This window comes from Citrobacter sp. wls706, assembly GCF_005281305.1.
Classification (GTDB): Bacteria; Pseudomonadota; Gammaproteobacteria; order Enterobacterales; family Enterobacteriaceae; genus Citrobacter; species Citrobacter werkmanii.
Map to the genome: position 1 here is coordinate 114,513 of NZ_SZXG01000004.1, position 22,512 is coordinate 137,024.

19 protein-coding genes are annotated in these 22,512 nt (G+C 52.9%); 6 read left to right on the forward strand and 13 right to left on the reverse strand.

Annotated elements, in window-relative coordinates; translation table 11 throughout:
* Positions 1 to 17 precede the first annotated feature (17 nt).
* The 9 genes from folA to FDW92_RS00700 all read right to left on the reverse strand — a co-directional run bounded on the left by folA (position 18) and on the right by FDW92_RS00700 (position 8,307).
* Positions 18 to 497 carry a type 3 dihydrofolate reductase gene (folA, locus tag FDW92_RS00660; RefSeq protein WP_003018873.1) on the reverse strand — a complete coding sequence of 160 codons (480 nt, stop codon included), beginning with the start codon at positions 495 to 497 and terminating at the stop codon, positions 18 to 20.
* A 198-nt stretch (positions 498 to 695) separates the two neighbouring features.
* Positions 696 to 2,558 carry a glutathione-regulated potassium-efflux system protein KefC gene (gene kefC, locus FDW92_RS00665; protein ID WP_042312396.1) on the reverse strand — a complete coding sequence of 621 codons (1,863 nt, stop codon included), beginning with the start codon at positions 2,556 to 2,558 and terminating at the stop codon, positions 696 to 698.
* On the reverse strand, positions 2,551 to 3,081 hold the full coding sequence (kefF, locus tag FDW92_RS00670) for a glutathione-regulated potassium-efflux system oxidoreductase KefF (RefSeq protein ID WP_038637110.1): 531 nt from the start codon (positions 3,079 to 3,081) through the stop codon (positions 2,551 to 2,553). Before kefF ends, kefC begins: the two co-directional genes overlap by 8 nt.
* A gap of 103 nt (positions 3,082 to 3,184) precedes the next feature.
* On the reverse strand, positions 3,185 to 3,418 hold the full coding sequence (locus FDW92_RS00675; protein ID WP_003018880.1) for a YgdI/YgdR family lipoprotein: 234 nt from the start codon (positions 3,416 to 3,418) through the stop codon (positions 3,185 to 3,187).
* Positions 3,419 to 3,508: 90 nt separating this feature from the next.
* Positions 3,509 to 4,852: an MFS transporter gene (locus FDW92_RS00680; RefSeq protein ID WP_042312400.1), complete on the reverse strand. Its 1,344-nt coding sequence runs from the start codon at positions 4,850 to 4,852 to the stop codon at positions 3,509 to 3,511.
* Positions 4,853 to 4,959: 107 nt separating this feature from the next.
* The gene (fixX, locus tag FDW92_RS00685) at positions 4,960 to 5,247 is read right to left on the reverse strand and encodes a ferredoxin-like protein FixX (protein ID WP_000203736.1); all 288 of its coding nucleotides are present in this window, start codon (positions 5,245 to 5,247) and stop codon (positions 4,960 to 4,962) included.
* Positions 5,244 to 6,530, reverse strand: a complete 1,287-nt coding sequence (locus FDW92_RS00690; protein ID WP_042312403.1) for an FAD-dependent oxidoreductase — start codon at positions 6,528 to 6,530, stop codon at positions 5,244 to 5,246. Before FDW92_RS00690 ends, fixX begins: the two co-directional genes overlap by 4 nt.
* Positions 6,531 to 6,579: 49 nt before the next feature.
* The gene (locus tag FDW92_RS00695) at positions 6,580 to 7,521 is read right to left on the reverse strand and encodes an electron transfer flavoprotein subunit alpha/FixB family protein (protein ID WP_061382909.1); all 942 of its coding nucleotides are present in this window, start codon (positions 7,519 to 7,521) and stop codon (positions 6,580 to 6,582) included.
* A gap of 15 nt (positions 7,522 to 7,536) precedes the next feature.
* On the reverse strand, positions 7,537 to 8,307 hold the full coding sequence (locus FDW92_RS00700; protein ID WP_042312408.1) for an electron transfer flavoprotein FixA: 771 nt from the start codon (positions 8,305 to 8,307) through the stop codon (positions 7,537 to 7,539).
* A gap of 480 nt (positions 8,308 to 8,787) precedes the next feature.
* Here FDW92_RS00700 and caiT point away from each other — a divergent pair, with 480 nt between their 5' ends.
* The 6 genes from caiT to caiE all read left to right on the forward strand — a co-directional run bounded on the left by caiT (position 8,788) and on the right by caiE (position 15,967).
* Entirely contained in the window at positions 8,788 to 10,305 is a 1,518-nt protein-coding gene (caiT, locus tag FDW92_RS00705; RefSeq protein WP_042312410.1) for an L-carnitine/gamma-butyrobetaine antiporter, read from the forward strand.
* A 34-nt stretch (positions 10,306 to 10,339) separates the two neighbouring features.
* A complete protein-coding gene (gene caiA, locus FDW92_RS00710; protein ID WP_003018898.1) occupies positions 10,340 to 11,482 on the forward strand; it encodes a crotonobetainyl-CoA dehydrogenase in 1,143 nt (380 codons plus the stop codon).
* A 105-nt stretch (positions 11,483 to 11,587) separates the two neighbouring features.
* On the forward strand, positions 11,588 to 12,805 hold the full coding sequence (caiB, locus tag FDW92_RS00715; protein ID WP_042312412.1) for an L-carnitine CoA-transferase: 1,218 nt from the start codon (positions 11,588 to 11,590) through the stop codon (positions 12,803 to 12,805).
* A gap of 62 nt (positions 12,806 to 12,867) precedes the next feature.
* Positions 12,868 to 14,421, forward strand: a complete 1,554-nt coding sequence (caiC, locus tag FDW92_RS00720; RefSeq protein WP_061382904.1) for a crotonobetaine/carnitine-CoA ligase — start codon at positions 12,868 to 12,870, stop codon at positions 14,419 to 14,421.
* A gap of 53 nt (positions 14,422 to 14,474) precedes the next feature.
* A complete protein-coding gene (gene caiD / locus FDW92_RS00725; RefSeq protein WP_042312416.1) occupies positions 14,475 to 15,260 on the forward strand; it encodes a crotonobetainyl-CoA hydratase in 786 nt (261 codons plus the stop codon).
* A 110-nt stretch (positions 15,261 to 15,370) separates the two neighbouring features.
* Positions 15,371 to 15,967 (forward strand): carnitine operon protein CaiE, encoded by a 597-nt coding sequence (gene caiE / locus FDW92_RS00730; protein WP_000122864.1) that lies wholly within the window; start codon positions 15,371 to 15,373, stop codon positions 15,965 to 15,967.
* Between the two features lie 76 nt (positions 15,968 to 16,043).
* Here the strand turns inward: caiE and caiF are convergent, their stop codons facing one another.
* The 4 genes from caiF to dapB all read right to left on the reverse strand — a co-directional run bounded on the left by caiF (position 16,044) and on the right by dapB (position 22,384).
* On the reverse strand, positions 16,044 to 16,439 hold the full coding sequence (gene caiF / locus FDW92_RS00735; protein ID WP_042312419.1) for a carnitine metabolism transcriptional regulator CaiF: 396 nt from the start codon (positions 16,437 to 16,439) through the stop codon (positions 16,044 to 16,046).
* 276 nt (positions 16,440 to 16,715) lie between these two features.
* On the reverse strand, positions 16,716 to 19,940 hold the full coding sequence (carB, locus tag FDW92_RS00740) for a carbamoyl-phosphate synthase large subunit (RefSeq protein ID WP_042312421.1): 3,225 nt from the start codon (positions 19,938 to 19,940) through the stop codon (positions 16,716 to 16,718).
* A gap of 18 nt (positions 19,941 to 19,958) precedes the next feature.
* Positions 19,959 to 21,107, reverse strand: a complete 1,149-nt coding sequence (gene carA / locus FDW92_RS00745; protein WP_042312424.1) for a glutamine-hydrolyzing carbamoyl-phosphate synthase small subunit — start codon at positions 21,105 to 21,107, stop codon at positions 19,959 to 19,961.
* A 455-nt stretch (positions 21,108 to 21,562) separates the two neighbouring features.
* Entirely contained in the window at positions 21,563 to 22,384 is an 822-nt protein-coding gene (gene dapB, locus FDW92_RS00750; protein WP_042312426.1) for a 4-hydroxy-tetrahydrodipicolinate reductase, read from the reverse strand.
* Positions 22,385 to 22,512: the final 128 nt, after the last annotated feature.

The following is a 22,512-nucleotide window of genomic DNA, read 5'->3' on the forward strand; positions in this document are numbered from 1 at the left end:
ATCCGGCATTTACAGTATTAACGACGTTCAAGAATCTCGAAGCAGTAGCTGTGGGAGTTTTGCGCGTCGGCATCATGAAATTCGCTAAACACTGATTCCCAGTCGTCCGGTTCGTAGTCCGGGAAATGCGTATCCCCTTCAACTTCCGCATCAATGTGTGTCAGATACAGTTTTTGCGCTTTCGGCAGGAACTGCTCATACACGCGTCCACCGCCAATCACCATAATTTCAGGTTCATCGCCGCAGGCCGCTATTGCTTCATCAACAGACTTCACCCACTGCACACGATCGTCGGTGCCTGGCTTGCTGCTGATGACAATATTTTTACGCCCTGGCAACGGTCGCCCGATGGATTCCCAGGTATGGCGTCCCATGACAACCGGCTTGTTTAAGGTATTACGTTTAAACCAGGCGAGATCGGCAGGTAGGTTCCATGGCATGGCGTTTTCCATACCGATGACGCGATCTACCGCTAACGCCGCAATCAGACTGATCATTGAATGTTTCCCGGATACAAAAAAATTGTCGCCACTATACGGAAAGCGCAATCTTTCGTCGACTGGCGGAAAGAGGATGAGCATGAAAATTTTCCGTTCTGCTGGCGAACCGACCTATTTAAGGTGGTACGCCAGCATTACAGTAGTTCAAAAACAGTCAATTAGCAGTAAAGTTTGCAGAACATCACATTTTTTACTCTATGCTGACGGTTTCACTTCCGGCTCATCGGCGACGTCGCCCGTATGTTTACCTTCATCCGTGCCTTGCCAGCCATGGCGTTGAATTAACGATAAGTGTTGGCGATCTTCCGCAATAATTTCACTCAGCATTGCGCTGGTGCGTTTATAAACCGCTGCACGGGAAATCGCGTCATTTTCCCCTTTCACCATCTCCTCAACCATAAGCATATTGAAACGACGGAATACGTCGGCCCGCTCACGCGCTTCATAGCGCCCCAGCCCAAGCCCTTCCAGCGCCAGACGCCCGGTCTTCAGCGCGCCTTCAAAGGTTTCACGTTCCGGCATTTCCACCCCCGCCTGGCGCAGGCGAATGTAATGATCCACATCGCGCGCGCGGGCAATAATTTGCAGATGAGGGAAATGCTCCTTCACCATTTCGGTTAATTGCAGGCTGGTTTGCGGATCGTCAATGGCGTTAATAATGACTTCAGCTTTAGCCGCCCCGGCAGACTCCAGCAGATCCATCCGGGTCGCATCGCCATAGAAAACCTTCATGCCAAATTTACGTAGCGTTTCGATATGGTCCGGGTCATGATCAAGAACCACCATTTTGACGCCGCTCGACAACAGCAAACGACCGGTAATCTGACCAAATCGCCCAAACCCGGCGATGATCACTCGCGGTTGTTCTTCGTCGATTTCATCCGCTTCCCGCTCTTCACCGGTCGCTGATTTTTCCAGTCGCGTCAAAATCACCAGTAAAATTGGCGTCGCCGCCATCGACAGCGCCACCGCCAGGGTCAACGATTTCGCCCAATCAGGATCAAGCACGTCTGCCATTTGCGCCGCGCCAAACACCACGAAGGCAAATTCACTGCCCTGCCCTAATAATACGGCAAACCAGCGACGTTGCTTATTCGGCACCTGCAACGGTTTCGCTATCAGCCACAGCATGACGGTTTTGATAACCAGGAAACCAACCAGCAAGATGATAATGCGCAAAGGGTTATCAATCAGCGTGCCAAAATCGATAGACATCCCCACGCCGATGAAGAACAGACCCAACAACAGCCCTTTGAACGGTTCAATATCGCTTTCCAGCGCGTGGCGATACTCAGAGCTGGCCAGCAGCACACCGGCCAGGAACGCCCCCATCGCCATCGACAGTCCAACCTCTTCCAACAGCAGACCGAAGCCAAAAACGAGGAACAGCGCGACGGCGCTAAACACTTCCCGCAAGCCTGAACGGGCGACAAAACGTAAGGCCGGACGCGTCACATAGCGGCCTAACAACACCACCAGCACCAGTGCGCCCGCAACCTTTAGCGCAGAGAGCGCAAACGCCCCAAGCGTTGTCGATGCGCCGCTCGCCGCGAGTAATGGGATCATCGCCACCAGTGGAATAGCGGCGATATCCTGGAACAGCAGCACGGCAAATGTGCTACGTCCGAGTTGCGACACCATCAGGTTACGTTCATTCATCGCCTGCATAGCGATGGCCGTGGAGGAAAGCGCCAGCGTCATGCCGATAAGTTCCGCTACCTGCCAGCGCAGGCCGAGGAACATACAGAACAGACCGATCAGCCCACCGCAAACCACCATTTGTAATGCACCACCGCCAAACACCGAGGCTCGCAGCTTCCACAAACGTTGCGGATCCAGTTCCAGGCCGATGACAAACAGCATCAGCACCACGCCGATCTCGGCAAAATGGAGGATTGATTCGGCATCGGTCACCAGCCTCAAACCCCAGGGTCCGATAATACATCCGGCGATAAGATACCCCAGCACCGATCCCAGCCCCAGCCGTACGGCGATGGGGACAATCAGCGCCGCCGAACCGAGGTAAATCAGCGCCTGTATTAGCGTATGACTATCCATGATGCACCTCCTGCCACTCCAGCAGACGCTGTTTATAGTGGCGCGCCTGCGCCTGCAGCGTTTCATCATCACAAATAAACGTACAGTGCATCGCAAACGGCGGCAGCCATTTGAGGCCGCAATATAAAGCCGTTGCCTGTAAGGGCTGGGAAAGTACATCAAAGCCAGGATGGGATCCGATATCAAAGTGGTTTTCACCGCCGCCAGTCGTCACAGCCCACAGCAGATGTTTACCGTGCAGCGCTGTTCCGCCATGGCCATAGGCCCAGCCGTGAGAGAGGACTTTATCCATCCACAATTTGAGTAACGGAGGCGTGCTATACCACTGCATAGGATGCTGCCAGATAATTAAATCAGCGCGTGCCAACGCATCCTGTTCAGCGGCAATATCGATATTGAAATCGGGGTAGAGCTGGTAGAGCGAGCGGATCTCCACGCCCTCCAGCGTCCTTGCCTGATCAAGCATCCGCTTATTCGCATGCGAATGCTGCGGATAGGGATGCGCATAAATGATGAGAATCATGATTAGCCTGTGTCACTGCATTATTGTAATAACAGTGAGTTTAGTCAGTTAATCCACAGGCTAACAGTCAATATTATTGAGTAGATAAATGGAAAAATCTGAGTTAGTTGTCCAGCTCACTCATATCTTTAACCTGGTCGCGGTTAATCTGCTCCGTCTTACCTGTTTGCGCATTTTTATATGACACCAGGCCAGTATCATCATCCACTTGCGGTTTGCCGTCGGTAACGATGGTTTTGCCATCGGTGGTTTTCACCGCCTGGTTTGAGGAACAACCAGCGACGGTAAACAGTGCTGCTGCGGTAAAAATAGAGGTGATCAGGATATGTTTTTGCATGGTGTTCTCCCTGCTTTTCAGTCGTTTTCAGTGATATATACATTAACTGTAGGCTAACTGACTGAGTTACAGGGAAAATACAGAACACTCCTAATAGCCTGCCCTGGTCACGGGCTTACTGCGAATCGTCATCTGACTGGTTTGAGACAACGTCAGACCGCGTGTTTCTGGTGCAAAAGCAATGGACACGAGCAGGCCAATCAGCGAAATTCCTGCCCCCATCAGCATGACATTACTGATGCCGTATTTGCTAATGAACACCGGTAGCGCCCAGGTGGAAACAATGGTCCCGATGCGGCTTAACGACATAATCACCCCGACGGCAGACGCGCGAATATCGGTAGGAAACAGTTCGTTAGGATATAGCCACTGCAGATTCCCCGGACCACCAGAGAAAAATGCGTATACGGCAAAGGCCAGCACCACCAGCCACGCCCCCATATCAGGAATTAACCCCAGTACGGCCAGCGCCAGCGTCATCATAATAAAGCTGCCAATCAACAGCGGTCGCCGCCCCGCGCTGTTGAGCCAGAACATCGGCGGAATACACCCCAGCATAAAGCACAAGCTAATCACCACGTTGCCCAACGCGGCGCTTTTCCCGGCGCCCAGTCCCAGTAGTCCAACAATCTGCGGACCAAAGGTGTAAATGGCGAACATCGGGATCACCTGACAGGTCCAGATGGCGGCAACAAACAGCACAAATGGGAAATGGCGGCGGTTAAACAGCTGGAGAAAACGCGTCTCCTGCGGCGCTTCTTCGTCGAACACCACCGGTTCGCCGAACAGCTTGATCATCATCGCCTCGCACTCTTTCACCCGCCCCTTACGCAGCAGCCAGCGCGGCGATTCAGGCAGGTCGAAGCGTCCAATCAGGATCAAAATACAGGGGATCACCGCGCTACCTAGCATCCAGCGCCATCCGCCCTCAACATCATACAAACAGTAACCGACCAGATCGGCACAGGTTGCGCCGACATACCACATAGCCGCGATAAAACCGATAGAGAAGGCACGCTGGCGGGTATTGGAAAATTCGGTAATCATCGAGGTGGCGATCGGGTAATCGGCGCCAATCACAATGCCGATCAGCACGCGCATCACCAACAGTTCAACGGGCGAGGTAACGAACATCGTCGCCGCCGATATCACGCCAATGGCGATGATATCGATAATAAACATTTTGCGCCGCCCGACCTTATCGGAAATGTAGCCAAACAGCGATGTACCAATAAACAGGCCAGCCAGTGTACCGGCCCCCAGCAGACCAATCCAGTCAGCATCCAGTTTCAATGCTGGCGTGAGCTGTTCCAGCGCCACGCCAATCATTACCAGCACATAACCATCCAGAAACGGCCCACCGCTTCCCCATAGCATTATCCGGCGATGAATAGAGGTAAATTTGATATCATCAAAGTTCCTGGGCTGCTGCATGGTGATGTCCTGTTTTATTTAACTTAATGCCTGATGGCGCGTAGCTTTAAGGCCTACGTACTATGCCTGTAGGCCGGATAAGGCGAAGCCACCATCCGGCACCAGGTTTAGCCGTAGCGGAACTCCACACCAAACGTCCCGCGTGGGTATTCCCATTTTTCCAGCGCCGTATCAAGGCCGAGGATCCGGCACGTTCCGCACTCCAGGCACCCGGCGTAATCAAAACGAACGCTGCCGTCGTCCTGCTTTTTATACAGTCCCGCCGGACAGGCCTTAATCAGCACCTCCAGCGCCTGTTTATCAGGATCGGTTTTGAGAATGATGTGCGGGCTGTCTTCATCCACATTGAACTTATTGACGCCCAGTTTGACGTCCACATTGACGGGAGATGTCATAATACGGTCACTCCTTTCAGGCCATCTTTCATCAGGTTGATGAAGCCCACTTTCTTCGCATGGCGCAGGATTTTTTTACGCATTGGCACCGGAGCGGAGCCATCCACGGTGAACAGGTCGCGCGCGATACTGACCGCCATTTCGGGATAAGCGGTAAACATGCGGGGATTATCAAGAAAAGCTGGCAGTTTCTGATACATGCGCATATCGCGCATCGGACCTTCGTCCAGATGCTGACGGTATTCCCCCAACGACTGCTTGCTAAAATCGTCACGCTTCATCGCCGAAAGCACCGTCTTCGCCGCCGCTTCGCCTGCGGATATGGCGAGATCCATACCACGGATGGTAAAGCCGAGGTTCATACACATGCCGGCAGCGTCTCCGGCAATCAGTACGCCATCGCCCACCAGTTCAGGCTGCATATTCATTCCCGCCTCGGGTACAACGTGTGCGGCATATTCCACCAGCTTGCCACCGGCGATCAACGGCGCAACTGCCGGATGCTGTTTGAAATCTTCCAGCATTTGCGGGACCGATTTTTTCGCGTCTTTCAGATGATGAAGTCCACAGACCAGCCCCAGGGAAAGGGTTGTTTCATTCGTATACAGGAAGCCACCGCCCATCAGACCATCGGTTGGCGCCCCGGCAAACAGACAGGCGGCACCTTCGTTGCCCTGTAACTGGAAACGATCTTCAATTACCGACTTAGGCAATTCGATCAGTTCCTTCACGCCGACAGCAACATGCGATGCCTCAACACGCTTTGCCATGCCCAGCTTTTCAGCCAGCAGAGAATTCACCCCATCAGCGAGAATTACGACTTTGGCTTCCAGAATATCGCCATCGGCTTCCACGCCCACGACTTTGCCATCACGCTGAACGACATTATCCACGCGAATACCGGTGATCAGTTGCGCCCCCGCCTCTTCGGCCTGCTCCATCAGCCAGGCGTCAAATTTACTGCGCAAAACGGAATAAGAAACTTGCGACGATGCGGCGTCCTCGCCGTTGCAATAATCCATCGTCATCGCCCCTTTTTCGGTCATAAAGGCGAGTTTTTCGTGGGTGATCATGCGTTCAATGGGGGCCTGATCCGCAAAGCCGGGAATGATGCGTTCCAGGCTATGTGCATACAAACGCCCACCGGTGACATTCTTCGCGCCAGCAGAATTGCCACGCTCGATAACCAGCACCTGTGCACCTTCGCGAGCAAGCACCAGCGCCGCAACCGAACCGGCCAGACCTGCACCCACGATGATGGCATCAAAGATATCTTCGGACATACGTACTCCTGTCAGCGGCAGGATACCTTCGTATCCTGCCCGAAATGGTTTATCGCGCTAAGGCAGCCGTCAGCGCAGGCAGGATCTTCAGCGCATCGCCAACGATGCCAAAATCCGCATACTGGAAGATTGGCGCGTTTTTATCTTTGTTGATGGCGAAAATCGTCTGCGCGCCGTTGGCACCAACCATATGTTGGATCTGCCCGGAGATCCCCACCGCCAGATACAGTTCAGGCTTGAGCATCAGGTTGGAGATACCGACGTAGCGCTCGTGCTCCATCCACTTCTCGTTTTCCGCCACCGGGCGAGAGCAGGCCAGCTCGGCGCCAATCGTCTGGCACAGCGCTTCGGCCAGCGAGATATTCTCTTTGCTGCCGATGCCACGTCCCACGCTGACCACCAGACGCGCTTTGTCGAGGTCAACGCTGTTGCTCTGACGCGCCTGGGTTGCGGTGCGGGTCACGTTAATGGCCGGAGCCTGCCACTGCACGGTATGCATCTCGCCGCTGCGAGAAGTGTCCGGGTCTTGTGCGTCAAACGTTCCGCTGCTAAGCGTGATCACGGCAAACGGCGAAGCGATGGTTTCCGCTCCTATTGCCAGACCGCCGTAGACCATATGTTTAACCGCCGCTTTTCCATCCTGCAGGGCGACTTCGCTGGCGTCGTTGGAAACCGCAGCCGACAAGCGAAAGCCCAGTTTTGCTGCCAAAAGCTTGCCTCGACGCGTATTCGGCAGCAGCACCGCGCCGCCCTCGCTATGCTGACGAATAGTCTCAGCCATCGCATCAGCGTAGTCTTCGATCATGCGGTCTTCTGGTTTGCCGCTGAGCAGCCAGACATGATCCGCGCCCAAATGACATGCTGTCGCGCTGTCCGCTTCGTTCAGTACGAACGCGTTAACTTTTTCACCTACAGCCTGCGCGCCACTCATCAGTTCGGGCAGACGAGAAGGGGTATCGCTGAATACCCAGACACTGGAAAATTTGTTCATAACATCCCCTGATAATTAAATGATTTTGCGCAGATTCTCGACAAACGCGGCGATTTGTTCTTCCCCGTCACCTTCAATCACCACACGCTGACGCTCGCGCTGCTTCGGTGCGGCAACCTGTTGTGCGGAATACGCAGGTACGCTGTTCAGCCCGATATCCGCAGGCGACCAGACCTGAACCGGTTTTTTCGCCGCGCCAAGAATGGCTTTCATCGAAGGGATTTGTGGGGTGTTGATGTCGGTGGAAACCGCGATCACCGCCGGGAGCGGGATGCTCAGCGTTTCAACTTCATCTTCCAGTTCGCGTTCTACCGTCAATGTGCTGTCGGTAAGAGAGAGGATCTTACTCACGCCGTTAATCGCCGGAACGTTCAGCGCTTCGCCCACCAGCAGACCAACCTGCTGAGCATAAAGATCGGAAGAACCGTCACCGCAAATAAGCAGATCGAAACCTGATTTTTGCGCGGCGGCAGCCAGCGCGCTGGCGGTTTGTTGCGGCAGCGCCTGCTCAAATTGATCGTCAATCACAACAATCAGTTCATCAGGGCCACGAGAGAGGACATCTTTGCGCCCTTTTGCATTGGTCAGCGCTTTGCCGCCAACGCTCATGGCGACAACCTGAGCGTCTCCCAACTGCTGTTTTAACTGGCAAGCAGCTTCAATTGCATTCAGATCATATTGGCTGATTTTGCCATCCGCTTTGCTGAAATCGAGTGTTCCATCAGCATTATTAATCGCAATATCCTGTTCATCAGGTACGCATTTGTAGCAAGTAATTATCTTCATTGCATCTCCAGAAATCATGAAGGAAACGTATTTATATCGGCGGTGTTAAATACAGATATCACGCTCTTTAATTCGGAAATAAAACATTAATCACCAATATTGAAAATGTCACACATTGATATTCGTAACTTTCAATAGTGTTACGCACCTCACCAATATTGAAAGAAATATGCCAAATATGAAAATTTTCAATATTGTTTGCTGGCTCAACAATATTGAACGCCAGACACTTAAAAAAGTTAAAAAATCAGCATCAACTAAATGATTTACAAAACAAAAATAAGAATTTAAACACAAAATAACCAGCACAAAAAAGTGTGACGAAGATAACAGAATCACCCGAAATGAATACCCATTATGAGTTACTCATTGAGGCGTCCCAGAGGTTAAAAACTTATCAACAAATCATTAATAATAAATAAACAAACGTTCATGGACTGGCACGCTAAATAAATTTCGTTTTCACACTGGAATTCACTTATGAAAAATGAAAAGAGAAAATCGGGAATTGAACCGAAGGTTTTTTTCCCGCCATTAATAATTGTCGGGATACTTTGCTGGCTAACAGTAAGAGATCTTGATGCCGCTAACGTCGTTATTAATGCGGTATTCAGTTATGTCACCAATGTCTGGGGTTGGGCATTTGAATGGTATATGGTCGTCATGCTCTTCGGCTGGTTCTGGCTGGTTTTTGGCCCCTATGCTAAAAAGAGATTAGGCGACGAAAAACCGGAGTTTAGTACCGCCAGCTGGATTTTCATGATGTTCGCCTCCTGTACATCCGCTGCAGTTCTGTTCTGGGGCTCTATTGAGATCTACTACTATATCTCCACCCCGCCGTTCGGTCTGGAACCAAATTCCACAGGCGCGAAAGAGATAGGTCTGGCGTACAGCCTGTTCCACTGGGGGCCATTGCCGTGGGCAACCTATAGCTTCCTTTCCGTGGCCTTCGCCTACTTCTTCTTTGTACGCAAGATGGATGTCATCCGCCCCAGCTCCACGCTGGTACCGTTAGTGGGCGAAAAACATGCAAAAGGGCTGTTCGGCACCATCGTCGATAACTTCTACCTGGTGGCGCTGATCTTCGCAATGGGCACCAGCCTCGGTCTGGCTACCCCGCTGGTCACCGAGTGTATGCAATGGCTGTTCGGTATTCCGCATACGCTGCAATTGGATGCCATCATCATCACCTGCTGGATCATATTGAACGCTATTTGCGTGGCCTGCGGCTTGCAAAAAGGGGTCAGAATCGCCAGCGATGTGCGTAGCTACCTGAGCTTCCTGATGCTCGGCTGGGTGTTTATCGTCAGCGGCGCCAGCTTCATCATGAACTACTTCACCGATTCTGTAGGGATGCTGCTGATGCATCTGCCACGGATGCTGTTCTATACCGATGCCATCGGTAAAGGCGGCTTCCCGCAGGGCTGGACCGTTTTCTACTGGGCGTGGTGGGTTATTTACGCCATCCAGATGAGTATCTTCCTGGCTCGTATTTCTCGGGGTCGTACCGTACGTGAACTGTGCTTCGGGATGGTACTGGGCCTGACCGCGTCTACCTGGATCCTGTGGACTGTCCTTGGCAGTAACACGCTGCTGCTGATGGATAAAAACATCCTCAACATTCCGCAGTTGATTGAACAACACGGCGTGGCGCGCGCCATTATCGAAACCTGGGCCGCCTTGCCGCTCAGCACCGCCACCATGTGGGGTTTCTTTATCCTCTGCTTTATCGCCACCGTCACGCTGATTAACGCCTGCTCTTACACCCTGGCGATGTCGACCTGTCGCGAAGTTCGCGATGGTGAAGAGCCGCCGCTGCTGGTACGCATCGGCTGGTCCATTCTGGTCGGCATCATCGGTATCGTTCTGCTGGCGCTGGGCGGGCTGAAGCCCATTCAGACCGCGATTATCGCCGGAGGATGCCCGCTGTTCTTCGTCAACATTATGGTGACGCTGTCCTTTATTAAAGACGCCAAAGTGCACTGGAAAGACAAGTAATTCTAATTAACCCAATTGATCAAGAGGCTGAAAGATGGATTTCAACTTAAATGACGAGCAGGAACTGTTTGTCGCCGGTATTCGTGAACTGATGGCCAGTGAGAACTGGGAAGCTTATTTTGCCGAGTGCGATCGTGACAGCGTCTACCCTGAGCGTTTTGTAAAAGCGCTGGCGGATATGGGCATTGATAGCCTGCTGATCCCGGAGGAACACGGCGGTCTGGAAGCGGGTTTTGTCACCGTCGCCGCCGTCTGGATGGAGCTGGGACGTCTTGGCGCGCCAACTTACGTGTTGTACCAATTGCCGGGAGGTTTTAACACTTTCCTGCGTGAAGGGACTCAGGAGCAAATTGATAAAATCATGGCGTTCCAGGGCACCGGTAAGCAGATGTGGAACTCTGCTATCACCGAACCGGGAGCGGGATCGGATGTTGGTAGTCTTAAAACCACTTATACACGCAAAAATGGTAAGGTTTATCTTAATGGCAGTAAGTGCTTTATCACCAGTAGCGCCTATACCCCGTACATCGTGGTCATGGCGAGAGACGGTGCATCGCCGGATAAACCTGTTTACACCGAGTGGTTTGTTGACATGAGCAAAGCGGGTATCAAGGTCAACAAACTGGAGAAACTTGGTCTGCGCATGGATAGCTGCTGTGAAATCACCTTTGACGACGTTGAACTGGACGAAAAAGACATGTTCGGTCGGGAAGGTAATGGCTTCAACCGCGTGAAAGAAGAGTTTGACCATGAACGCTTCCTCGTCGCGCTGACCAACTACGGTACGGCAATGTGCGCTTTTGAAGACGCTGCGCGTTACGCTAATCAGCGCGTGCAGTTTGGTGAAACTATTGGCCGTTTCCAGCTGATTCAGGAGAAGTTTGCGCATATGGCGATCAAACTGAACTCCATGAAAAACATGCTGCTGGAAGCCGCGTGGAAAGCGGATAACGGCACTATTACCTCCGGCGACGCGGCAATGTGCAAATACTTCTGCGCCAACGCCGCGTTTGAAGTGGTAGACACCGCCATGCAGGTACTGGGAGGTGTTGGTATCGCGGGCAACCACCGCATCACGCGTTTCTGGCGTGACCTGCGCGTTGACCGTGTTTCTGGTGGTTCTGACGAAATGCAGATCCTGACGTTGGGTCGTGCGGTACTCAAGCAATACCGCTAATTCAGCACGATTCGTAGGCCGGATAAGGCGTTTACGCCGCCATCCGGCAACATGCCCGGTGGCGCCGTAGTTGCCGGGCCTACAAAAAATGCCAGGAGAAAAATGATGAATCATTTACCAATGCCAACCTTTGGTCCTCTTGCTGGGGTACGCGTTGTTTTTTCAGGGATCGAAATCGCCGGTCCGTTCGCCGGACAGATGTTCGCCGAATGGGGCGCCGAGGTTATCTGGATTGAAAACGTCGCATGGGCTGATACCATCCGCGTACAGCCTAACTACCCGCAGCTCTCACGCCGCAACCTGCACGCCCTGTCACTGAATATTTTCAAAGATGAAGGTCGGGAAGCGTTTCTGAAACTCATGGAAACCACCGATATTTTCATTGAAGCCAGTAAAGGCCCTGCCTTTGCGCGCCGCGGTATTACTGATGAAGTGCTGTGGGAACATAACCCGAAACTGGTCATTGCCCACCTTTCTGGCTTCGGCCAGTTTGGTACCGAGGAGTACACCAATCTTCCGGCGTATAACACCATCGCGCAGGCGTTCAGTGGTTATCTGATCCAAAACGGCGACGTTGACCAACCGATGCCAGCCTTCCCGTATACCGCCGATTACTTCTCCGGGATGACCGCGACAACAGCGGCGCTGGCTGCCCTGCACAAAGTGCGCGAAACGGGTAAAGGTGAAAGCATCGATATCGCCATGTACGAAGTGATGCTGCGCATGGGTCAGTATTTCATGATGGACTACTTCAACGGCGGCGAAATCTGTCCACGTATGACGAAAGGGAAAGACCCCTACTACGCCGGTTGCGGCCTGTATAAATGCGCCGATGGTTACATCGTCATGGAGTTGGTCGGCATCACGCAAATCAACGAGTGCTTTAAAGATATTGGCCTTGCCCACATTCTCGGTACGCCGGAAGTTCCGGAAGGCACGCAGCTAATTCATCGCGTGGAATGCCCTTACGGCCCGCTCGTCGAAGAGAAACTGGACGCCTGGCTGGCAACACACACTATCGCCGAAGTTCAGGCGCGCTTTGCTGAGCTGAATATCGCCTGTGCAAAGGTGCTAACCATTCCAGAACTGGAAGGTAATCCGCAGTACGTTGCCCGCGAATCCATTACTCAGTGGCAAACAATGGACGGCCGCACCTGTAAAGGGCCGAACATCATGCCGAAATTTAAAAACAACCCGGGGAAAATCTGGCGTGGCATGCCCTCACACGGCATGGATACCGCCGCCATTCTGAAAAACATTGGTTATAGCGAAGCAGACATAAATGAGCTGGTCGGCAAAGGCCTGGCCAGGGTTGAGGAATAAACGCGACGCGCTAACCTGCTCGTTGGTTAGCGCTCACGCCTGATTTCAGTGGATAAAGCAATATGGATATCGTTGGCGGACAAAACTTACGTCAGATGTGGGACGACCTGGCCGAAGTGTACGGAGATAAAACGGCGTTAATTTTCGAATCCTGTGAGGGAATCGTTCGGCAGTTTAGCTATGCCTCGCTAAATGAAGAGATTAACCGCACGGCGAACCTTTTTCATTCCTTAGGGATCCGCAAGGGCGATAGAGTCGCACTGCATCTGGATAACTGTCCGGAATTCATCTTTTGCTGGTTTGGACTGGCAAAAATCGGCGCCATTATGGTGCCGATTAATGCCCGCTTACTGGGCGAAGAAAGTGCCTGGATCCTGCAAAACAGCCAGGTGAGCCTGCTGGTTACCAGCGTCCAGTTTTATCCTATGTACCGTGAAATACGCCAGGAAAATAGCACTCCGCTTAATCATATCTGTCTGATTGGCGAGCAGCTTCCGGCTGACGATGGCGTGAGCCACTTTTCCCAACTGCAAGCACGTCAGTCGGCCACGCTGTGCTATACGCCAGCGTTATCCACTGACGATACGGCGGAAATTTTGTTTACCTCCGGTACCACCTCGCGTCCAAAAGGGGTGGTTATTACCCACTATAATCTGCGTTTTGCGGGCTACTACTCTGCCTGGCAAATCGCCCTGCGCGATGATGACGTGTACATGACGGTGATGCCCGCTTTTCATATCGACTGTCAGTGTACCGCGGCAATGCCAGCCTTTTCCGCCGGCAGTACCTTTGTGCTGCTGGAAAAGTACAGCGCCCGAGCATTCTGGGGTCAGGTACGTAAATATCAGGCGACGGTGACCGAGTGCATCCCGATGATGATCCGCACGCTGATGGTGCAGCCCGCCGCGCCAACGGACAGGCAACATCATCTGCGTGAAGTGATGTTCTATCTCAATCTATCGGCGCAGGAAAAAGACGCCTTTACCGAACGCTTTGGCGTCAGGCTGCTGACCTCTTATGGTATGACTGAAACCATTGTCGGAATTATTGGCGACCGTCCAGGAGACAAACGACGCTGGCCTTCCATTGGTCGCGTGGGTTTTAGCTATGAAGCTGAAATTCGCGACGATCAAAATCGCCCGCTGCCCGCCGGAGAAATTGGCGAAATCTGTATTAAAGGCATCCCCGGCAAGACTATCTTCAAAGAGTATTACATGCAGCCGGAGGCAACCGCCAGGGCGCTGGAACCAGAGGGCTGGTTACATACCGGTGATTCGGGTTACCAGGATGAGGATGGCTATTTCTATTTTGTCGACAGACGCTGCAACATGATTAAACGCGGCGGGGAAAATGTCTCCTGCGTCGAGCTGGAAAATATTATTTCTGCACATCCGAAAATTCAGGACATTGTAGTGGTTGGTATTAAAGATGCGATCCGTGATGAAGCCATTAAAGCATTTATTGTCCTTAATGAAGGTGAAACATTAAGCGAGGCCGAGTTTTTCAGCTTCTGCGAAAACAATATGGCGAAATTCAAGGTTCCCTCTTTTATGGAGATCAGAACCGACCTGCCGCGCAATTGTTCAGGAAAAATAATCAAAAAAAATCTGAAATAAACCTTCCGGCAGGAATCCCTCCCGCCGGGAAACTATTTATCTGGAGATGAACTATGAGTGAATCATTACATCTGACCCGTAACGGCCCGATCCTGGAAATTACCCTCGACCGACCTAAAGCGAATGCCATTGATGCCAAAACCAGTTTTGCGATGGGTGAAGCTTTTCTTAATTTCCGTGACGACCCGGAATTACGCGTAGCAATCATTACCGGCGGCGGTGAGAAATTCTTTTCTGCTGGCTGGGACTTAAAAGCGGCAGCGGAAGGTGAAGCGCCGGATGCCGATTTTGGTCCCGGCGGCTTTGCCGGTTTAACCGAAATATTTGACCTCGATAAGCCGGTCATCGCCGCGGTGAACGGCTATGCGTTTGGCGGCGGTTTCGAACTGGCGCTGGCGGCAGACTTTATTGTCTGCGCCGAAAACGCCAGCTTCGCGCTGCCGGAAGCAAAGCTCGGCATCGTGCCTGACAGCGGCGGCGTTTTGCGCCTGCCTAAGCTGTTGCCACCAGCTATCGTCAACGAAATGGTAATGACCGGCAGACGAATGAGCGCCGAAGAAGCGCTGCGTTGGGGGATCGTGAACCGCGTTGTCAGCCAGAGCGAACTGATGGATAGCGCGCGCGAACTGGCGCAACAACTGGTCAATAGCGCTCCGCTGGCTATCGCGGCGCTGAAAGAGATTTATCGCGCGACCAGTGAAATGCCGGTTGAAGAAGGCTACCGCTACATCCGCAGCGGCGTGCTGAAGCATTATCCTTCGGTACTGCATTCAGAAGATGCGCTCGAAGGACCGCTGGCATTTGCCGAAAAACGCGATCCGGTGTGGAAAGGTCGTTAATGTGACTATGCCGGATGGCGTTTCGCTTATCCGGCCTACAACACATGCACAACCGTAGGCCGGATAAGGTGTTTACGCCGCCATCCGACAAAAAAAACCGAGGTAAAACCATGAGCTATTACGCCTTTGAAGGACTGATCCCGGTGGTGCACCCGGACGCGTTTGTCCATCCCAGCGCCGTGCTGATTGGCGATGTCATCGTGGGTGCTGGTGTTTATATTGGCCCACTCGCGTCATTGCGTGGGGATTATGGTCGCCTGATCCTGGAGGCAGGATCTAATCTGCAGGATGGCTGCATTATGCATGGCTACTGCGATACCGATACCATCGTGCATGAAAACGGCCATATCGGCCACGGCGCTATTTTACATGGGTGCGTGGTGGGACGGGACGCCCTGGTCGGCATGAACAGCGTCATTATGGACGGCGCAGTGATTGGCGAAGAGAGCATTGTCGCCGCCATGAGTTTTGTCAAAGCCGGATTTCAGGGTGAGGCAAGGCAACTGCTGGTGGGTTCACCTGCGCGCGTACTACGCCAGGTCACAGACCAGGAGCTGCACTGGAAACGCCTCAACACCAAAGAATATCAGGATCTTGCGGTCCGCTGTCGAACAGGGTTATCTGAAACGAAGCCGTTAACGCAGGTCGAAGAAAACCGGCCGCGCCTGAAAGGCACGACGGACGTAAAGCCAAAATCAGCACAGTAATTGATGCCGGATGCGCTCACGCTTATCCGGCCTACGCGTCAATCACCGTTTATACAGCCATCAGGTAAACAGACAATTAGCGACGCATACTTTTTGACAGCATCATCTGCCATTTCTGCTCACGGTTCAGCTCTGTTGGAGGAACCGCTGACAGGCGCGGTGTTTTCGCCACGCTCACTTTTCTTTCCTGCAAATTATGATTCAATCGGCGATAGAGATGAGAATCAATACTCACGACTTTCACCAGACGCTGGCACTGACAGCCTCGTCCTGCAATCTGGTTAGGGATCATCTTCACTTCACAAACAATTTCCCCCACTTCTGACAGAATATAGGAGAGCGTATTAATTGCTTTGCAGTGTTCAATATCAAATTGACGGGAAATCTCCTTGGCAGTAATCCATCGGTCCTCTGCCATCATCCAGTCAGCAATTAACAAATAAAGCGGTCTTTCAACATATTTTTCACACATAAGCACACCATTTCACAAATTAAAAATCTGGCTACGGCCTGTCCAAATTAATAAAAACTAAGCCATATTAAAATTGTGGATATAAAGATAGTATGCGACTTGAATGTTGATTAGTGTGAGCAATATCGTGCTTATTACATTGAAAATGTGGTTACGTAAACGGACTTCTCCAGGAATGACCTGAAAGAGTAAAAAAAAACGGTTCCTATACAGGAACCGTTTGTAATTTATATTGCAGATCCAATTAACGGCAATATCACCGATATCTTCAGTTTATTACTTTTTGATCTGCGCGTGCATTTCCTGCACCGAGGTTACTTTCTCGGTAGCGTCCGCGTTCAGCGCCATCGCGGTGGCGAAACCGCCGTTCAGGGTAGTGTCGTAGTGCACTTTGTACTGCAGCGCGCTGCGGCGAATCAGCTTGGAGTCTTCAATCGCCTGACGACCTGCGGTGGTGTTGATGATGTAGGTGTATTCGCCATTCTTGATACGGTCCTGAATGTGCGGACGACCTTCATGCACCTTGTTCACCAGACGCGGGTTGATACCGGCTTCGCCCAGCACAATCGCGGTACCGTGGGTGGCATCCAGCTCGAAGCCCTGTTTCAGCAGCTTAGCGGCCAGGTCAACCACGCGCTCTTTGTCACCTTCGCGAACGGAGAGCAGCGCACGGCCCTGTTTCTTCATGGTGGAGTTACTGCCCAGCTGTGCCTTGGCGAACGCTTCCGCGAAGGTACGGCCCACGCCCATCACTTCCCCGGTAGAGCGCATTTCTGGCCCTAACAGCGGGTCAACGCCCGGGAATTTGTTGAACGGCAGCACCACTTCTTTCACCGAGTAGTACGGTGGAATAATTTCTTTGGTCACGCCCTGCTCGGTCAGCGATTTGCCGGCCATCACGCGCGCCGCCACTTTCGCCAGCGGTACGCCGGTGGCTTTGGAGACGAACGGTACGGTACGAGCCGCACGCGGGTTAACCTCAATCAGGTAGACTTCGTTGTCTTTCACCGCAAACTGCACGTTCATCAGGCCGCGCACCTGCAACTCGAAGGCCAGCTTCTGCACCTGCTGGCGCATCACATCCTGAATCTCCTGGCTCAGCGTGTAGGCTGGCAGGGAACAGGCGGAGTCACCGGAGTGTACGCCCGCCTGCTCGATGTGTTCCATGATGCCGCCAATCAGCACCATTTCGCCGTCGCAGATGGCGTCAACGTCGACTTCAATCGCATCATCAAGGAAGCGGTCCAGCAGCACCGGCGCATCGTTAGACACGCTGACCGCAGTCTGGAAGTAGCGACGCAGGTCGGCTTCGTCATAGACGATTTCCATCGCGCGGCCGCCCAGTACGTAGGATGGGCGCACCACCAGCGGGTAACCAATCTCTTTCGCCTTCTCAACCGCTTGTTCAATGGCGGTGACGGTGGCGTTCGCCGGCTGCTTCAGCTTCAGACGGTCAACCGCGTGCTGGAAGCGTTCACGGTCTTCCGCGCGGTCGATGGCGTCCGGACTAGTGCCGATAACCGGTACGCCTGCGGCTTCCAGTTCACGCGCCAGCTTCAGCGGGGTCTGGCCGCCGTACTGCACGATGACGCCCTTCGGCTTCTCGATGCGCACGATTTCCAGCACGTCTTCCAGCGTGACCGGCTCGAAGTACAGACGGTCGGAAGTGTCGTAGTCGGTGGAGACGGTTTCCGGGTTACAGTTGACCATGATGGTCTCGTAGCCGTCTTCGCGCAGCGCCAGCGAGGCGTGTACGCAGCAGTAGTCAAATTCGATACCCTGGCCGATACGGTTCGGGCCGCCGCCGAGGACCATGATTTTATCGCGGTCAACGGACGGGTTAGATTCGCACTCTTCTTCATAGGTGGAGTACATGTAGGCGGTATCGGTGGCGAATTCCGCCGCGCAGGTATCCACGCGCTTGTAGACCGGGTGCAGGTTGTACTGGTCGCGCAGCTTGCGGATTTCCGCTTCGCGCACGCCTGCCAGCTTCGCCAGGCGCGCATCGGCAAAACCTTTACGCTTCAGGTGGAACAGGAAGTCAGCGTTGAGGCCGTTAATGCCCACTTCCGCCACTTTCTCTTCCAGACGCACCAGCTCTTCAATCTGCACCAGGAACCAGCGGTCGATGTTGGTCAGGTTGAACACGCCGTCGACGGAGAGGCCCGCGCGGAACGCATCGGCGATGTACCAGATACGCTCAGCGCCCGCATCTTTCAGCTCGCGGCGGATTTTGGTCAGCGCTTCCGGGTCGTCGAGGCTCACTTTCGGGTCGAAACCGGTGGCGCCCACTTCCAGGCCGCGCAGCGCTTTTTGCAGGGATTCCTGCTGCGTGCGGCCAATCGCCATCACTTCGCCGACAGATTTCATCTGGGTGGTCAGACGGTCGTTAGCGCCAGCGAATTTCTCGAAGTTGAAGCGTGGAATCTTGGTGACAACGTAGTCGATAGACGGCTCGAAGGAGGCCGGCGTACGGCCGCCGGTGATGTCGTTCATCAGTTCGTCGAGGGTGTAACCCACCGCCAGTTTCGCTGCCACTTTGGCAATCGGGAAGCCGGTAGCTTTCGAGGCTAGCGCCGAGGAGCGGGAGACGCGCGGGTTCATTTCGATAACAATCAGGCGACCGTCTTTCGGGTTCACCGAGAACTGGACGTTAGAACCACCGGTTTCGACGCCGATTTCACGCAGTACCGCCATCGAGGCGTTACGCATGATTTGGTATTCTTTGTCGGTCAGAGTCTGCGCTGGCGCTACGGTGATGGAGTCACCAGTGTGGATACCCATTGCATCGAAGTTTTCGATAGAGCAGACGATGATGCAGTTGTCGTTCTTATCACGCACCACTTCCATCTCGTACTCTTTCCAGCCGATCAGCGATTCATCAATCAGCAGCTCGTTGGTTGGCGAGAGATCCAGACCGCGTTCGCAGATTTCTTCGAACTCTTCGCGGTTGTAGGCGATACCGCCGCCGGTGCCGCCCATGGTAAAGCTAGGCCGGATGATGCACGGGAAGCCGACGTCAGCGGCAACCGCCAGCGCTTCTTCCATAGTGTGCGCGATACCGGAACGCGCGGTGTCGAGGCCGATTTTCTTCATTGCCACATCGAAGCGACGACGGTCTTCTGCTTTATCAATCGCGTCGGCGGTGGCGCCAATCATGGTTACGCCGAACTCTTCCAGCACGCCCTGACGCTCCAGCTCCAGCGCACAGTTCAGCGCCGTCTGGCCGCCCATGGTCGGCAGCACCGCATCCGGACGCTCTTTTTCGATGATTTTGCGTACCACTTCCCAGTTAATCGGCTCGATGTAGGTCGCATCGGCCATTTCCGGGTCGGTCATGATGGTTGCCGGGTTAGAGTTCACCAGAATAACGCGGTAACCCTCTTCGCGCAGCGCTTTACACGCCTGGGCACCGGAGTAGTCAAACTCACACGCCTGACCGATAACAATCGGGCCCGCGCCCAGAATCAGGATACTTTTTATGTCTGTACGTTTTGGCATGGCTCTTATTACTCCTGATTATTTCGCGGACTGACGGTATTGCTCAATAAGTTCGATAAAGTGGTCGAACAGCGGCGCCGCATCGTGCGGGCCTGGGCTCGCCTCTGGGTGGCCCTGGAAGCTGAACGCCGGTTTATCGGTACGGTGAATCCCTTGCAGGGTACCGTCGAACAGGGATTTATGGGTTACGCGCAGGTTGGCTGGCAGCGAGTCTTCATCAACCGCAAAGCCGTGGTTCTGCGCGGTGATCATTACCACATTCTTATCCATGTCTTTCACTGGGTGGTTACCACCGTGGTGACCAAATTTCATCTTGATGGTCTTCGCACCGCTCGCCAGCGCCAGCAGCTGATGGCCGAGGCAGATGCCAAATACCGGAATGTCGGTCTGGAGGAATTTCTCAATCGCGTCGATGGCGTAGTCGCACGGGGCCGGGTCGCCAGGGCCGTTTGACAGGAACACGCCGTCCGGATTCATCGCCAGCACTTCTTCCGCGGAAGTTTTCGCCGGTACCACTGTCAGGCGGCAGCCGCGGTCCACCAGCATGCGCAGGATGTTGCGCTTGGCACCAAAATCGTAGGCCACCACGTGGAACGGCAACTCTTCTGCGGACTTGGCTTCCGGCAGGTCCCCCGAAATCGTCCAGCTACCCTGCGTCCAGCTGTAGGATTCAGCGGTAGTCACTTCTTTTGCCAGGTCCATCCCATTTAAGCCCGGGAACGCTTTGGCCTTTTCTAAGGCCAACGTAGCATCCAGATTATCGCCTGCAATGATGCAGCCGTTCTGAGCGCCCTTCTCACGTAGCAGACGCGTCAGCTTACGGGTATCGATATCGGCAATCGCCACGATGTTATGGCGTTTCAGGTAAGAAGAGAGGTCTTCGGTGTTGCGGAAGTTGCTGGCAATCAGCGGCAGGTCGCGAATAACCAGACCTTGAGCGTGAACCTGAGAAGACTCTTCATCGGCGGCATTGGTGCCGACATTACCAATATGGGGATAAGTAAGAGTGACGATTTGGCGAGAATAGGAAGGATCAGTGAGGATTTCTTGATAACCGGTCATTGAAGTATTGAAAACGACTTCCCCAACCGCCGAACCTGTTGCCCCTATGGCCCGACCGTGAAACTGGGTTCCGTCTTCCAGAACCAATAGCGCTGACTTAATCAAAACACCCTCCAGAGAATATTCACTCACTTTATTTGCATATTAATTCATTAACACCTCATGAATCAATGCAAATTTGCTTACCTATGGATTTCTGGCAAACGGCGGCATTCTAGAGATAGCCCACGTAAAAGTCTACCCAAAAGGGTAATTTTTATTATTATTTTACGCCACTGGAATAAATCATTCGATTTAACAGGCAAAAAGATCATCTAACTCAGGGTGGAAAACGCTTGCGGTAGGTAAAGAGTGTAAAAACCGGAAGAGTGATAGAAAAAAGTGGACCATTTGGTCAAAATTTACATTGAGATAACAGAATAAAGCATAAAGACATAAACAAATACGTCCTTAAATAAAAAACCAAGCCAAAATGCAAAAAAATAAAGGGCAATAAAATATTGCCCTATGTAATCAAATAATTATGATTACAATAACCACATCACGAAGGGTAACAAAATCTATAAACTGCGTAAATCAAGCACATCTTTCATATCAAAAAGACCGTTTGACTTAGATTTCAGCCAAACAGCCGATCTAACTGCGCCATTGGCAAACGTCATGCGACTGGATGCTTTATGGGTGATTTCAATACGCTCGCCAATATCAGCAAACATTGCGGTATGTTCGCCGACAATGTCACCGGCGCGTACGGTCGCAAAACCAATAGTGCCCGGCACACGCTCGCCGGTATAACCTTCGCGCGTGTAGACCGCGCAGTCTTTCAGATCTTTATCCAACGCCCCGGCGATCGCCTCGCCCATTGCCAGCGCCGTCCCCGATGGGGCATCCACTTTGTGGCGGTGATGCGCTTCGATAATCTCAATATCGGTATAGTCCCCCATCACTTTTGCCGCTTTCTCCAGCAGCTTGAGCATGACGTTAACGCCGACGCTAAAGTTCGCAGCGAAAACGATAGCAATCTCCTGCGCAGCATCGCGAATAGCCTGCTTACCAGCATCATCAAACCCGGTGGTGCCAATCACCATCCCTTTACTGTGCTGGCGGCAAAACGCCAGATGTGCCAGCGTGCCTTCCGGGCGCGTGAAATCGATGAAAACATCGAAATCATCTTTCACCGCCTCAAGGCTGCTTTGTACGGTAACGCCTGTTTTCCCGGCTCCCGCTAACTCTCCGGCATCGCTTCCCAGTAAGGAAGAGCCTTCGCGCTCCAGCGCCGCGCCAAGCTGTACGCCATCCATGCCAAGTGTGGCCTGAATCAACTGACGCCCCATGCGTCCTCCGGCTCCCGCGATGGCAACGCGGATTTGTGCATCATGCATAGCTATTCTCTTTTGTTAATTTTGCGTAAATCGTTTTCAGAGTAACCAGCGCATCGCTGCGCCGCCAGCCGAAAACGTCGATAATTAGAATTTAATGATAAACAGCCAGAGATATCAGTAAAAGGCAT